Here is a 14,031-nt window from a genome sequence, read left to right as displayed (position 1 = left end):
GGACCCGGGACCGGCCGCAAGGGCCATCTCTCATTTAACATAATATTCATTATGCGGTCTTTGATTGTAAGCGGCTCGAGGCCGGCGGCCGACGCCAGATCTGCCACGAGACCATCTACCAGTTCGTCCATGGCGACCGAAACAAGTAGCTGTGCCGGGCCACGCAAGTGCCTCCTAGGCGACGCTGGACGCGCCCTGGGTCATGTGGGTCGCGATCATCTCTTCCAATATGTCGAGGTTTAAGTCCTTGAGGCGACTGAACCTGACGCAATAGGCGGTGACCTTCGCCTTGCCGATTTTCCCGCCATAGGTTTCGGGCAGGTATTTCTTGTCCTCGATCCCCATGAGGTAGAGGGAAATTCCGGTTGCGTTTGAGCTTAGGCCGACCCGGTAGAATTCCCGGGTTCCGCCGCCCGCGTATTTCAGCGTCTGCGTCCCGTATCCGATGTTCTCGTTGGTGACGATTTTGTTGTCGCTGTCCCTGCCATCCAGGAACCACAGCTTGCAGTTCGGCGACGCGGCGAGGATGAGCCGTTGTATGGCTTCGATATCGTCCCGCTTTGGCGGGTCCTGAGCGTCGATATATCGGTCGATTTGCGCCTGCACGTTCACGTCGAAGATCCTCATGCCCGTCTCGTCGGAACGACGACAGAGCTTATCGGCATCCGACATCGCTCTACAAATTGTTCGAGGTTTAGGCGCGTCTTCCACCCCTAGCCGAACCTCCCGACGTCCGCTCTGCGCGACCGATCTACGTGCCTCGCTCGCCTGCCTGCACGCTTCGGAAAACCCGCGGCTGTTGAGGTGAGCACCACGGAGCGGTGGTCGGGCTCTGCGCGACAGCAGGGCTCCGCGCCCGTCCGCCGCTCCGCCCTACCCGTCGCACTTCGCCTGGAACCCACAGCGCCCGAGACAAAAGCCCTCATGGCCAGACAGGCACGCCGTCCAGCCCCGCGGTTTCCGACAGGCCGCAGATCAGGTTCGCATTCTGCACCGCCTGCCCGGCCGCTCCCTTGCCGAGATTGTCGACCACGCCCATCGCGATCACCAGGTTGCGCTCCGGATCGGCCGCATAGCTGACGAACGCGAGGTTCGAGCCGGTCGCCCATTTGGTCTGTGGCGGCTGGTCGGTCACGCGGACAAACGCCCGTCCGGCATAGAAGCGCCGAGCCGCGTCCAGGCATTGGCCCGTGGTGGCGCGGCCGCGGCAATAGATGGTGGCGAGTATACCGCGGGTCATCGGCACCAGATGTGGCGTGAACACCAGCCCGGCCGCGCTGCCGCCGCTCAGAAGATCTATCGTCTTGGCCATCTCGGGCATGTGGACGTGCTTGAGCGGACTGTAGGGCACCAGGTTCTCGTTGCTCTCGGCGTAGCCGAACGTGCCGCCCCCGCCCCGGCCGGCGCCAGAGATGCCGGTCTTGGCGTCGATAACGATGTTGCCGGGCTCGATCAGCTTGTTGACCAGCAACGGCGCCAGCGCGGTCAGCGTCGCCGCGGGGAAGCAGCCGGGGTTGGCAACGCGGGTCTGACCCTCGATCCGGGCCGGCCAGACGTCGGCCAGGCCGTACGCCCAACCCTCGACGTAACGGTGGTCGCCGCCGATGTCGACGATCTTCACGTCCTTGGAGACGCGCGCCAGCGCCTCGGCTGAGGCGCCCGTGGGCAGCGACGCGAACAGCACGTCGAGCTTCGGCAGGGTCGCAGGGTCCCACTTCTCGATCACCAGTTCCGCCAGCCTGGCCGGCACGCCGGGGAAGCGGTCCATCAAACGGCTGCCGGCGCTGCCCTCGCCCGCGGCGTAGATCAGCTCGAAAGACGGGTGGCTCGCGATCAGGCGCATCGCCTCGCCGCCGCCAAAACCGCTGATCCCTACAATGCCGACGCGAATAGTCATGGTGGTGTCCTACTGTTGGCGTGAACGACGAAAAACCCCCGCAACTTGTGTTGCGGGGGCTGAAGCATACTGTCGAAGAAGGCGGAGCTTAGGTCGGGCGCTTGACCCATGGCTCTCGCCGAACTTCGCCGAACACGACAAAGCCGCCGCGATCTTCACGGCGTCGGCGTCGGTCAGCGGTGCTGGGAGCGAAGTTCATTGGGCTTCAGCGTTGGACAAAGAGCTGTACCTGTCAAGAAGGGGGGAATCCCTCCGACAACGACATTCCACTGACAGGCAGAACATCGCCGCATCCTTGCCCTTCAACCCCAGGGGTCGACCAGCTTCACGCCCATCGACGCGAAGTCGGTCAGATTGCGTGTCGCCACGGTCATGCCATGCGCGAGCGCGGTGGCCGCGATGAAAGCGTCATTGATCGGCCGCGGGTCAGGCACGTGCAACTTGGCGGCGCACCTGGCAATGGCGGCATCCACCGGCAGAATACGGCCGTCGAACGCGGGCAGAACGCGGGTCTCCAGCCACTCCCTGAAGACCGCCCCTTGCGGCGGGTCGCGCCGTTCGGCCAGCAAGACCCCGATTTCAAGCTCATGGATGGTAACGGCGGAGACAAACAGGTCCGCTGTGTCGAGGCTCTCGGACCACTTGGCCACGTTTGGATCGGCTCTACCGAAGCGGACTTTCCGCAGTTCGGAAACGACGTTGGTATCGAGAAGAAGCATCAGAACAGATCGACCGCCCCTGCCCGTTCGGTCCGTGGCGGGATTTCCATTTCAATATCCGAAAGACCGGGCATGGCGAGCAGATTGGCGATGTTTCCGCGGCCGCCGGTGAGTCTCCGGTATTCCTCGATGCTCAGCAGGACGTGGGCGGGTCTGCCCCGATCGGTAATGAACACCGGCCCCTCCGAGGCAGCTTTCTTGGCTCGGCTGGTGTCCTGGTTGAATTCCCGGCTGGAAAGCGTGGTGATTATCAGATCACACTCCTATGGATATGTAGAAACGTTACTACAATTACGATCTGCCGTCAAGGCATCCAACAGTATGGCACGTGACAGAGAATTTAGAATCCCTGCCCTTCTCGGCCGCCATTTTCGTTTCGTGGCAGCGAATAATCGGATTAACTCGCCGCACACGCTAACGGAGACAATCGCATGCGCAGACGGACATTCCTCGCCGCGGCCACGGCCCAATTGGCGATGCCGGCCATTGCCGGAGCCGCCAGCGCGAGCGTGCTGAAGTTCATTCCGCAATCCGATCTCGCGGTGATCGATCCGATCTGGACCACGGCCTATGTCACCCGCAACCACGGCTTCATGGTGTGGGACACACTGTACGGCCAATCCGGGCCGGAATCGGGCTTCAAGGCCGAACCGCAGATGGTCGACGGCCATGTTGTCAGCGCTGACGGCAAGACCTGGACGCTGACCCTGCGCGACGGCCTGCTGTTCCACACTGGCGAGAAAGTCCTGGCCAAGGATTGCATCGCCAGCATCCAGCGCTGGTCGGCGCGTGACGCCTTCGGCCAGGCGCTGATGCAGCGGACCGATGCCGTGACCGCGCAAGACGACAACACCATCGTATTCCGCCTCAAACGCCCCTTCCCTTTGCTGCCCCAGGCGCTGGGTCACGCGGCGGCGAACATGTGCGCCATCATGCCGGAGCGTGTGGCGCAAACCGATCCGTTCAAGCAGATCACCGAGGTCGTCGGCAGCGGCCCGTATCAATTCCTGGCGAAGGAGCGGGTGCCCGGTTCGATGGCGGCCTATGCCAAATTCGACAAATACCAGCCTCGCCCGAGTGGTGAGCCGGATTGGACCGCCGGGCCGAAAGTCGTCCACTTCGACCGGGTCGAGTGGCACACCGTCCCCGATGCCGCCACCGCCGCCAACGCCTTGCAATCCGGCGAGATGGATTGGTGGGAATATCCCACCAGCGACCTGATGCCGATGCTGAAACAGCACAAGGATTGCATCGTCGCCATCAAGGACCCGACCGGCGAGTGCATGCTACTGCGGCCCAACCATTTGTTCCCGCCGTTCGACAATCCGGCGATCCGGCGTGCCCTGTTGGGGGCGATCAACCAGAAGGATTTCATGACGGCGATGATGGGCACCGACCCGTCGCTGTGGAAGACGCCGTGCGGGTTCTTCCCGCCGGGCACCCCGCTCGCCAGCAGTACGGCGGGTTCGCCGCTGCCGTCCGGCGATCCGGACTATGCCAAGGTCAAGGCGGCGCTGGCCGCGGCGGGCTACAAGAACGAGAAAGTCTCGCTGATGGCCTCCACCGACTTCCCGACGCTGAATGCGTTGGATGAGGTCGCGGCCGACATGCTGAAACGAGCGGGCATCAACCTGGACTACCAGGCGACCGACTGGGGATCGGTGGTGCAGCGGCGCTCCCTGCAGAAATCGCCGGCCGAGGGTGGCTGGAATATGTTCATCACCGGCTTCTCGGGGCTGGATTTCTCGACGCCGGCGGCCGATCTGCCGTTGCGCGGCAACGGCAAGGGCGCGTGGTTCGGCTGGCCGACTGACCCGAAGATGGAGGATCTGCGGAATGCCTGGTTCGAGGCCCCGGACCTCGACGCGCAGAAGAAGATCGCTGTGGAGATGCAGGCGCACGCGTTCGAAACCGTGCCGTACTACCCGCTGGGCTTCGCCTATCAGCCGACGGCATTTCGCAAGGACATCACCAACATGCAGGATGGCTTCGTGATGTTCTGGAACGTCCGGCGGGCGTGATTCCGGAAGCAACGGAACCGAAAGATCGCCAGAGAAGGCCGGCCTTTGCCATGGGCCGGCCTTCTGCCAATCTGCGATAGTAGAGATGCAGTTTGGAGCAACCAGATGCGAATACGGGCCATTGACCACTTCGTTTTAGTGGTCCTCGACATCGAAGCGACGATCAAGTTCTATACCCGTGTGCTCGGTCTTGAAGCGCGCGAAATAGCACCGGGGCGTTGGGCGCTGTTTTTCGGAAACCAGAAGATCAACCTTCAACAGTTACATGCAAGCGTTGATCCGCAGACACGCCACCCAAGTCGCGGAGCAGGCGATTTCTGTCTCCTGACTGACATCCCGATGGCCGATGTCGTCAGTCACCTGGAGCAGCAAGATGTAAAAATCATAAACGGGCCTGTGCAAAGAGCAGGCGCTACAGGCCCGATCTTATCGGTCTATTTCTATGATCCTGACGAGAATTTGGTCGAAGTCAGCAATCTCATCGTCTGACGCATTGGGGGCGAGCCCGGTGAACCGCACTTTCGGTTCCGCTGCTACCGGTCCCCTTCCGGTGTCTTCGTAAAGGCACTTGCCTCGTCCTGAAACGACGCCACGCCCTGTCGCCTGCGGTCCACCACCAGGCGGGTCACGTCAGGGCGGGCGTAATGCCCAGCCTGGTCGAAATTCTGCCGCTCACGCCGGACTTCGCGGTGATCAATTGTCGCGACGAGCAACTCCTCTCGTCCGGTCACCGGTGCGATTACCCAGGAACCGTCAGGCCCGGCGATACAGGACCCTCCGTCGGTCAGCATGTCCGGACATCGGTCCAACATGGAAGCGGCCGGGCTGCCGGCCGGCACGTCCGCACGCCGCATCAGGCCGGACACGGCCAGCACGTAGCTTCGCCCCTCCTTGGCCAGAAAGCGTGTCGTGTCTTCGGTGTTGCGGCGGTTCCCTGGCCACAGGGCCACGTGCAGGTCCTCGCCTTGCGCATATAATGCAGCGCGAGACAGGGGCATCCAATTCTCATAGCAGTTCAGGCCCCCCACGGTGAACGGACCCACCTGATGCACTCGCAAGCCATGCCCATCGCCGGGTGCCCAGCTCAATCGCTCCTCGTAGGTCGGCATCAGCTTGCGGTGGACCGAGGCAATCACACCATCGGCGCCGATATGCACGCGCGAGCAATACACGCTGTGCCCACCCCGGTCGGCAGGGCGTTCGATAATGCCCAGCATGACGGCAATACCGAGCCTGGCCGCGGCGGCGCAAACTGGGTCCAGATGCCTGGCCTCGATTTGTACGGCTTGGTCGAGGTAGTGGGCGTGGATGTCCTTCTGTAGGTCGGAGTCAAAGCGTGCGCCGTCTGTGTGCTCGATCCAGAATGGGTAGCCGGGGACCAGCGCCTCTCCGAAGACGACAAAGCCACAGCCCGAGGCGGCCGCCCGATCGATCCAGTCGATGACTTTTGCGAGCGTGGCGTTTCGGTCCAACCACACCGGGGCAATTTGGGCCAGCCCCACCGTCAACTTGTCCCCGACCGCCATAGATGTCTGTCCTCTCCGTCTTTCGATCGTGCCTTGACTACGGGGGCGCGGGGCCATCGGTCAAATTAATCATTCCGCCGTCGGTCAGTCCTTAGCCTGTTGGATGTGGCCGTCGTCGGGCCGCGTTGCATTCCGTTACCAAAATCATGCCGGCATGAGATTGAACTGTCAGCCATTGCATGACATGAGATAAAAATCGTGTCTATTGGAGAAACATAATGCTTCGGACATTCGCGCTGACCAGCGCGTTGTTGCTGCCGGTGGCCGCGCTGGCTCAACCGATTCAAGGCCTTTATCTCAGTGGCGATGTCGGAGCGAATTTCGCCCAACCGCTGCAAACCTCCCACACCAATGTGAAGATTACCACCGATCCCGGTCCCGTCGGCATCGCCGCTGTTGGTTGGGGGTTTGGTAACGGATTCCGCGCCGAAATCGAGGGCAGCGTCCGCTCCAACAGCATCAGTGGGATATCGACCCTGCGCATCGACGGACGGATGATGCCGGTCGGCAATACGGGGGGCGACGCACGAACCTACGCCGCCATGGCCAATATCGCGTATGATATCCCTTTCCATCCCTTTGGGCTGCCCCTGACGCCCTATGTCGGCGCTGGTGTCGGTTACGCCTGGCTGGATCTGGGTAATGCGACAGGCAATGAACCGGCGATCTTTCATCTGCCGAATCACAACACTTTCGAGACCCCGGCAACTCTCAGTTATGGTTCGGCAGGCGCCTTCGCCTACCAGGCGATGATCGGGACCTCGATTCCGATCCGCATTCTGCCCGGGCTGAGCGCAACGGTGGAATATCGATTCTTTGGCACCACGCGTGCCAACGTCCCAGAATATCTGACCGGGTCCAACGGTAACACTGTCAATGGCGCCACACCGAGCGGGCATTCCTCAGCGGGCTTTGAGACATTGGATCACGCCGTCCTGATCGGTCTTCGCTACAGCTTCGGCGCCCCGCCCGCCCCGGTCCCGGCCATCGGCGCCGCCGTCCCCGCCCCGGCGGTCGCACAAGCCCGTTCGTTCCTGGTGTTCTTCGACTGGGACAAGGCAACCCTGACCGACCGAGCGCGGCAGATCGTCGCCGAAGCTGCCTCCACCTCGACCAAAGTGCAGCACACACGGATCGAGGTGAACGGCTACACCGATACCTCCGGCACCCGGCAATACAACCAGGGCCTGTCGCTCCGCCGAGGCCAGGCCGTCGCCGCCGAATTGGTGAAGGATGGCGTGCCGCGGGCCGCGATCAGCATCCAGGGCTTTGGCGAGACGCATCCGTTGGTGCCGACCGGCGCCGGCGTCCGGGAACCTCAGAACCGCCGGGTTGAGATCATCATCCGCTAAACACGGATAACGAAATGGGTGGTGTCGGATGTCCATCCCAACAGGAACGGTCTATCCGATCCCATCCAACCGCTCCGGATAGCGGATACCCACGACCTCCAACACCTCCGGCCCGCGCGGCGTGCGCACGGTGACCTCGTCGCCGCACTTCGCCCGCAGCAGCGCCAGTGCGACCGGGGAGCCGATGCTGATGGTCCCTGCCCCCATATCGGCCTCATCGACGCCGACGATGGTCACGGTGACCTCCTCGTCACGCTTGTTTGCATAAGTCACGGTCGCGCCGAAGAACACCCGGTCGCGTTGGGCCTGCTCGGCCGGGTCCACGACCTCGGCATGCGACAGCCGGTTCATCAGGAAGCGCAGGCGCCGGTCGATCTCCCGCAGCCGGCGCTTGCCTTCCTTGTAGTCGGCGTTTTCGCTGCGGTCGCCGTTGCCCGCCGCCCAGGCGACGATCTCCACCACCCGGTGCCGCTCGCTGCGCTGGTCCGCCAGTTCGGCCCGCAGCCGGTCGTGACCGGCCGGAGTCATGTAGAACTTCCCCCCGGGCAGCCGGGGCGGTCCGTCATCGTCTTCGTCCATCCCGCGTCGATATCAGCTTGCGCGGCGGGTGCAAACGGCTTGCGTGCGGCCGGCGCGTCCCCTATCCGCGTGCCATGCCCGATCCAGCCGCCTCGGCCGAAGCCGAACTCCGCCGCCTGCTCGACATCATGGCCGCGCTGCGCGACCCGGACACCGGCTGCCCCTGGGACAAGACCCAGACCTTCGACACCATCGCGCCCTACACGATCGAGGAAGCCTACGAGGTCGCCGATGCCATCGCCCAGCGCGATTTTTCGGCGCTGCCTGATGAGCTTGGCGACCTGCTGTTCCAGGTCGTCTACCACGCGCGCATGGCCGAGGAAGCTGGCCAGTTCGCCTTCGCCGATATCGCGAAATGCATCAGTGACAAGATGATACGCCGTCATCCTCATGTGTTTGGTGATGCCGCGTCCCGCGACGCCGCCGCCCAGACCGCAGCCTGGGAGGCCCAAAAATCCGCCGAACGCGCGGCCCGCAAGCAGTCCGGGGCACTGGCCGGGGTCCCTGTCGGCCTCCCTGCCCTGACCCGAGCCCTGAAGCTGACGAACCGAGCCGCTCGGGTTGGCTTCGATTGGCCGGATGCCGAGCAGGTTCTGGCCAAGCTGGATGAGGAAATTCAGGAGCTTCGGGCCGAACTCTCAGGCGCCGATCCAGCGCGGCTGACGGATGAGGTGGGCGATCTGCTGTTCGTGCTGGCCAATTTGGCGCGCAAGCTGAACCTGGATCCGGAAACCTGCCTGCGCCACGCGAATGAGAAATTTTCCCGTAGATTCAATGCAATGGAAAGCGAATTTGAGGTGCAAGCGAAGAGCCTGACCGAACTGTCGCTGACGGAGATGGAAGCCGGCTGGCAGAAGGTGAAGCGCGGCGAACGTTAGCCTGCTCGGCGGAATGTCAGGTTGATCCGCGACCGCCCGGTCAGCGGATGCGACCCGTCGGCCAGCGCTTCCACCCCATGGAATGCCAGCCGCGACGGCCCGCCCCACACCACCACGTCGCCGTGTTCGAGGCGGATGCGACGCGGCCTGTCGGTCCGGCGCAGCCCGCCAAACAGGAACACCGCCGGCAAACCCAATGAGACGGAGACGATTGGACTGTCCAGGTCTCGTTCATCCCGGTCCTGGTGCAGCGTCAGCCGGGCACCCGGTTCGTAGAGATTGATGAGGCAGGCATCCGGCTGGAAGCCAGGATAACCGGCGTCGGCGGCCGCCTGACCGGCCAGGTCACGAAACACCGTGGGCATTGCCGGCCAGCGTGCCCCGCTATCCGGGTCGGTGCCTTGATACCGATAGCCGGTGTGACTGCTGACCCAGCCGAACGGTCCGCAATTGGTCATTGCGACGGACATCCGTCGGCCGCCGGGGGTGATCAGGTGGCGAAACGGCGCGGCGGCGCGTATCTGGTCGACGGCGGCGACCAGAGCGTCCGCCATCGGCCGAGCCGCCGCGCGCAACACCATGGCTCCGTCACCGATCGGTTCCGAACCAGGAACGGCCGGCAGTTCGGCAAGCAAGTCACGCATTCATCCACCTGATGGCATACACCACGAAGCAGGGAGGATAACATATCTCTCGGCACATACCAAGAACATCGATGACTATCCTTCTTGCCTCACGTAATGGTTCAAGAATGGCAAGACGATGTCCCAGTATCGGGCCGGGTTATACCGCTCCAGGTCGACATGCCCCGCCCCTTCCACCGCCCAGAATTGCTTCGGCTCGCCCGCCCGATCAAACAAGGCCTTCGCTTCCTTCAGGGGTGTGTAGGCATCGGCTGTACCGGAGGCGATCAGCAGCGGAGCCCGCGCCGTGCCGATCGCGTCGATGGGCCGCAATTCGTTCGGGGCCACCCCTAGGATAGGCGGCAGCAGCCATTCGAACACCGGCGTCAGCACGGGTGTGAACAAGGGCCCCAGGACGCCGCCCAAATTTGCCCGCAAGCGGTTGGACAGCGCGGCATCTATGTCGGGATAGACCGACTCCAGCACGATGGCATCGGCCGGCAGCGGCTCCGCGCCAAGCAATGCGGCGGCGCCGCCAAGCGAAACACCAATAACCCCGACACGACCGCCAGGCTGACGGTTCCGGACGAAGCGGATCGCGGCGGCTGCATCCATGCTTTCGCGTTTGCCATAGGTGATGCGTCGTCCGGGACTCTCGCCATGCGCCTGAAGGTCGAACAGCAGGACGGAAAAACCCCGCGCGTGCAGCACCTGGGCACGGGCGGCCATTTGCAGTCGATTGGCCCGCACACCGTGGATCAGCACGACCGCGCCACCGCCGGGCTCCGTGTTCGGAAACCACCATCCCCGGAGTTCGGAACCGGATCCGGACGATATCTTCACCGCCTCCGCACCCAGCCAGCCGGATGGAGGCGGTCCGATCGTGGCGCGTGCGGGCGAGGATAGCCGCAGGCCCACGACAAGCACCGCTGCGCACAGGCCAAATCCAAGAGCGGCACTCAGTAGGGCCAAGCCAATAAGCAACCGCATCGGTCTACCCATCAATCGTCGACATGCGCATCCGCCTGCCTCATCATCTAGTATCCCGGCGCCTTGATCCACGTCTTCCGATGTCCAAACGCCCCGCTGACATACGCCCGTGTCACGCAGGTCAGGGCGTGCCGGCGCCATGCGCCAGCATGACGGCGCCGCGCACCATGTCGGCAAATGCCTTGTCGAAGTCGACCCCGCTGAGTTGCCACGTGTGCTCGACGCCATCCTGCCGCACATGCCAGACGCCGACCCAGCCCATCGCCTTGACGTCCAGTGAGAGCGACCCGGTGATCCGCAGATGCGCGGGGTCCAGCGCGCCCAGCGGCGCCGGGACGCCGATCAGGCCCACACCCCAGGCGTCGAGGTCGTCATCGGTCGGGAAATGCACCCCCATCCCGTATTCGGCGGCCACGCGGACGATGGTCTGGCGCATCTCCACGCCGCGCGGCGTTTCGGCCGACAGCAGGAACGGCGACCAGTCGCGGCGCACGATGATCACCGGCACCAGCAGCGGCCGGGGACCACGCCACGGCGCGACACCCAGTCCGGCCAGCGCGGCGTCGATCTTGGCGGGGTCGAAATGGACCGTCAGTTCATAGGATCGGTCGTACGTTCCTTGATCATCATGATGCAGGAACCACGCCCGGGGATCGACATAACCGAACGTATCGACAAATGTATTGGCATTCTCCGCAAGCTGAGCCACCGCCTTGTCGTCGCGCAGCCGCGGCACGCCGGAAACCTTGACCAGCACCTCGGTCAGGCATTCGGCAAAACCCAGTGGCCGCTGCCGCATGTCGGTGCCGGTGACCACGGCGGTGGCCTGGTAGAGCGCAGGATCATCCTGCGCGCTTGCCGTGGCGGCGAACAGCAAGACGCCGGCGATCAGAATGAAAATCGGCAGGCGAAGGGTCATGCGCATCTCGATGTCGCGGCCGGCCCATTATTGTCGCCCACCGGGCGGCGGTGGCACAAGCCTGCGTCCCGGCGCCGTCAATCGTCGAGACTGACATGCGCATCCGCCTGTCCCATCATCCAATATCCCGACGCCTTCATCCACGCCTTGGGGTGCCCAAGCGTTTCCCCCACGTAGGTCCGCAGCACCCGAGCGACGCGTGCCTCCGCGGCGATCCAGACGTAGCCATCGCCTTGGGGCAACGGTCCGCACGCCGCCACCGCGGCTTGCAGCAACGCGGCATCGTCTCCTGACCGCGAAACCCACATCGCGTCCCAATCCGCCCGCGTTGCGAAATCCTGACGCTCGGCATCGCCGCCAACCACGACGATCGTCTTCACCGGCACACCGGCACGGCGCGACTCAACCCACCGTCCGATCGCCGGCAGCGCCGTCTCGTCGCCAATCAGAAGGTACCAGTCGAAATCATCCGCCACGAGGATCGAACCGCGCGGACCGCCGATCTCGATCCGGTCGCCCAGCCGAACCGCCAAGGCCCACGCGGTGGCCGGTCCGGCCTCATGCAGCGCGAAATCGATCGTCAGCAGGCCGCGGTCGGCATCGAAGGCACGCGGCGTGTAGTCCCGCCGGCAAGGTTCGTCCCCCAGCGGATTGGGAACGAACAGTTTTACGTGGTCGTCGGGTGCGAGGCTTTCGAAGTCGTGCAGGTCGGGCGATGCGAACCGGATCCGCAGCATGTTCGGCGTGATCCGTTCGGTTGCTGTTACGCTGACCAGGCGCCGGCGGGTCTCTCGGCGGATCCGCAGGATGTGGTGGCGCGGAGCGGTTGCGACGTGCTGGCTCATCAGGTGCGCTCCACCGCCAGGGCTGCCGCATCCAACGCGGCGGCGATTGCTTCGGCCGCCGTTCGGTCGATCGGCCCACGTCGATGGCGCAGACGCAACGCCAGCTTCAGGTTTTCCATGCCGCGCAGGATCGGGGCCGGCACACCGTCCGGCGCCCCACCCACCGATCCGACCCGTGCCAGCAGATCGTCGACAGCAGCGCGATTGGCGGCCAGGAATGCCTCGCCTTCTGGCGTGATGCGATAGCGCTTGCGGCCGGCTTCCTCGGTCTCGGCGGCGGTGTATCCCATGTCCTCCAGCCAGGAGAGCGTCGGATAGATCACGCCTGGGCTGGGGCTATAGCTGCCGCCCATCCGTTCCTCGATGGCTTTCATCAGCTCGTAGCCGTAGCGCGGCTGCTCCGCGATCATCGCCAGGACCAGCAGCCGAAGCTCGCCATAGTCGAACAGCCGGCTGCCACGGCGGCCGCCCATGTGATGGCCATGATACCGATGGTGATGCCCCCCGTGACGGCGATCCGCCAGGTCATCGGGAAGAGCGAAACGACGGTCTGAACCGTCTCTGTATTCGTGTCTCATGTAGCCGATATAGATCACGATATATCGAAATACAAGATATATCTAAAACCTATCTGATGGAGCGTTGGTCCCTGCCTCCTGACAGGCCCGTCAAGTTCCGCCATGCTGTTCACGGCGCCGGGTGATCCGGTAAAACCAGGGGAAACCAAGACATGAAAGTTGGCTTCATCGGCGTGGGCAACATGGGTGGCCCGATGTGCCGCAACATCATCCGCAATACCAACCACGAGGTCATCGTCTTCGACCTCAGCGCCGACGCGGTGAAAGCCTGCACCGACCTCGGCGCCTCCGCCGCCCCCTCGGTCGCCGACCTGGCGTCGCGTTGCGACGTAGTGATCACCTCCCTGCCCATCCCGCGCGTCGTGGAGGAAGTCACCCTCGGCGCCGGCGGCATCGCCGAGAACGCCAAGGCCGGTTCGGTGTTCATCGACTTGTCCACCAATTCCCCCGCCACCGCCAAGCGGGTCGCCGCCGGCATGCAGGCCAAGGGCATCGCCATGCTGGAAGCCCCGGTCTCCGGCGGCACCGCGCGCGCCACCGATGGCACCATCGTCATCATGGTCGGCGGCGACGACAAGGTGGTCGAACAGAACCTGCCGCTGCTGAAATCCTTCAGCGGCGAGGTCGTCCATGTCGGCGAGATCGGCTACGGCTCCACCGCCAAGCTGATCAACAACATGCTGGCGTTCTGCAACGCCGCCGCCGCCGCCGAGGCGCTGATGATCGGCAAGCGGTCGGGCATCGACCTGAAGAAGCTGGACGCGGTGATCCGCAACGCCAGCGGTATGTCCAGCGGTTACGCCGGCATGTCGACCAAGGCGCTGGCCGGTAACTTCCAGCCCACCTTCGCCCTCGATCTCGCCCACAAAGACCTGCGTCTGGCCCTGGAAATGGCGGACGAACTCGGCGTGCCGGGGATGATCGCACCACAGGTGATGAACCTGATGCGGATGGCGCGCGGCATGGGCCTGGGGTCTTCCGATTCGGCGTCGGTGATCCGGGTGTACGAAAAAGCCCTGGGCGAGGAGGTGCGCGCCTGACCAGAATGCCATACCCCGCCGGCCGCGATCGGCCGGCGGGACAAACGACCCCATTCCACCCGTC

Annotated in this window: 16 protein-coding genes; 5 read left to right on the top strand and 11 right to left on the bottom strand. The window is 64.0% G+C overall.

Annotation, left to right across the window (positions count from 1 at the left end):
- Positions 1-174: 174 nt before the first annotated feature.
- The 4 genes from GSQ89_RS33070 to GSQ89_RS33055 all read right to left on the bottom strand — a co-directional run bounded on the left by GSQ89_RS33070 (position 175) and on the right by GSQ89_RS33055 (position 2,870).
- Positions 175-627 (bottom strand): DUF1801 domain-containing protein, encoded by a 453-nt coding sequence (locus GSQ89_RS33070; RefSeq protein WP_216856532.1) that lies wholly within the window; start codon positions 625-627, stop codon positions 175-177.
- A gap of 295 nt (positions 628-922) precedes the next feature.
- Positions 923-1,897 (bottom strand): N-acetyl-gamma-glutamyl-phosphate reductase, encoded by a 975-nt coding sequence (gene argC, locus GSQ89_RS33065; RefSeq protein WP_158932364.1) that lies wholly within the window; start codon positions 1,895-1,897, stop codon positions 923-925.
- A 302-nt stretch (positions 1,898-2,199) separates the two neighbouring features.
- On the bottom strand, positions 2,200-2,616 hold the full coding sequence (locus tag GSQ89_RS33060) for a type II toxin-antitoxin system VapC family toxin (RefSeq protein ID WP_158932363.1): 417 nt from the start codon (positions 2,614-2,616) through the stop codon (positions 2,200-2,202).
- On the bottom strand, positions 2,616-2,870 hold the full coding sequence (locus tag GSQ89_RS33055; protein WP_158932509.1) for a type II toxin-antitoxin system Phd/YefM family antitoxin: 255 nt from the start codon (positions 2,868-2,870) through the stop codon (positions 2,616-2,618). The genes GSQ89_RS33060 and GSQ89_RS33055 overlap by 1 nt, the downstream gene beginning before the upstream one ends.
- A 177-nt stretch (positions 2,871-3,047) precedes the next feature.
- Between GSQ89_RS33055 and GSQ89_RS33050 the strand changes: the two genes are divergently transcribed.
- Positions 3,048-4,637: an ABC transporter substrate-binding protein gene (locus tag GSQ89_RS33050; protein ID WP_158932362.1), complete on the top strand. Its 1,590-nt coding sequence runs from the start codon at positions 3,048-3,050 to the stop codon at positions 4,635-4,637.
- 105 nt (positions 4,638-4,742) lie between these two features.
- A complete protein-coding gene (locus GSQ89_RS33045; RefSeq protein WP_158932361.1) occupies positions 4,743-5,126 on the top strand; it encodes a VOC family protein in 384 nt (127 codons plus the stop codon).
- A 44-nt stretch (positions 5,127-5,170) separates the two neighbouring features.
- Here GSQ89_RS33045 and GSQ89_RS33040 read toward each other — a convergent pair whose 3' ends face one another.
- On the bottom strand, positions 5,171-6,163 hold the full coding sequence (locus GSQ89_RS33040; RefSeq protein WP_158932360.1) for a carbon-nitrogen hydrolase family protein: 993 nt from the start codon (positions 6,161-6,163) through the stop codon (positions 5,171-5,173).
- A gap of 218 nt (positions 6,164-6,381) precedes the next feature.
- Between GSQ89_RS33040 and GSQ89_RS33035 the strand changes: the two genes are divergently transcribed.
- On the top strand, positions 6,382-7,515 hold the full coding sequence (locus GSQ89_RS33035) for an OmpA family protein (RefSeq protein ID WP_254073478.1): 1,134 nt from the start codon (positions 6,382-6,384) through the stop codon (positions 7,513-7,515).
- A 51-nt stretch (positions 7,516-7,566) separates the two neighbouring features.
- Here the strand turns inward: GSQ89_RS33035 and greB are convergent, their stop codons facing one another.
- Positions 7,567-8,094 (bottom strand): transcription elongation factor GreB, encoded by a 528-nt coding sequence (gene greB / locus GSQ89_RS33030; protein WP_158932359.1) that lies wholly within the window; start codon positions 8,092-8,094, stop codon positions 7,567-7,569.
- Between the two features lie 74 nt (positions 8,095-8,168).
- Between greB and mazG the strand changes: the two genes are divergently transcribed.
- Positions 8,169-8,972 (top strand): nucleoside triphosphate pyrophosphohydrolase, encoded by an 804-nt coding sequence (mazG, locus tag GSQ89_RS33025; protein WP_158932358.1) that lies wholly within the window; start codon positions 8,169-8,171, stop codon positions 8,970-8,972.
- On the opposite strand, the gene alkB is transcribed toward mazG, so the two are convergent.
- From alkB to GSQ89_RS33000, 5 genes are all read right to left on the bottom strand, one after another.
- Positions 8,969-9,616, bottom strand: coding sequence for a DNA oxidative demethylase AlkB (gene alkB / locus GSQ89_RS33020; RefSeq protein WP_158932357.1), 648 nt, complete (start codon positions 9,614-9,616; stop codon positions 8,969-8,971). The genes mazG and alkB overlap by 4 nt on opposite strands.
- 75 nt (positions 9,617-9,691) lie before the next feature.
- Entirely contained in the window at positions 9,692-10,585 is an 894-nt protein-coding gene (locus GSQ89_RS33015; RefSeq protein ID WP_158932356.1) for an alpha/beta hydrolase, read from the bottom strand.
- 121 nt (positions 10,586-10,706) lie between these two features.
- Positions 10,707-11,504, bottom strand: a complete 798-nt coding sequence (locus tag GSQ89_RS33010) for a DUF2066 domain-containing protein (RefSeq protein WP_158932355.1) — start codon at positions 11,502-11,504, stop codon at positions 10,707-10,709.
- 77 nt (positions 11,505-11,581) lie between these two features.
- Complete coding sequence (locus GSQ89_RS33005; protein ID WP_158932354.1) at positions 11,582-12,349, bottom strand: siderophore-interacting protein; 768 nt, start codon at positions 12,347-12,349, stop codon at positions 11,582-11,584.
- Positions 12,349-12,822, bottom strand: coding sequence for a PadR family transcriptional regulator (locus GSQ89_RS33000; RefSeq protein ID WP_254073477.1), 474 nt, complete (start codon positions 12,820-12,822; stop codon positions 12,349-12,351). The genes GSQ89_RS33005 and GSQ89_RS33000 overlap by 1 nt, the downstream gene beginning before the upstream one ends.
- A gap of 257 nt (positions 12,823-13,079) precedes the next feature.
- Between GSQ89_RS33000 and GSQ89_RS32995 the strand changes: the two genes are divergently transcribed.
- A complete protein-coding gene (locus GSQ89_RS32995) occupies positions 13,080-13,967 on the top strand; it encodes an NAD(P)-dependent oxidoreductase (protein WP_158932353.1) in 888 nt (295 codons plus the stop codon).
- Positions 13,968-14,031: the final 64 nt, after the last annotated feature.

This window comes from Acidisphaera sp. S103 (genome assembly GCF_009765975.1).
Taxonomy (GTDB): Bacteria; Pseudomonadota; Alphaproteobacteria; order Acetobacterales; family Acetobacteraceae; genus Rhodopila.
Note: the sequence above shows the minus strand (reverse complement) of the source record. Positions and strands in the feature narration are given on the sequence as shown.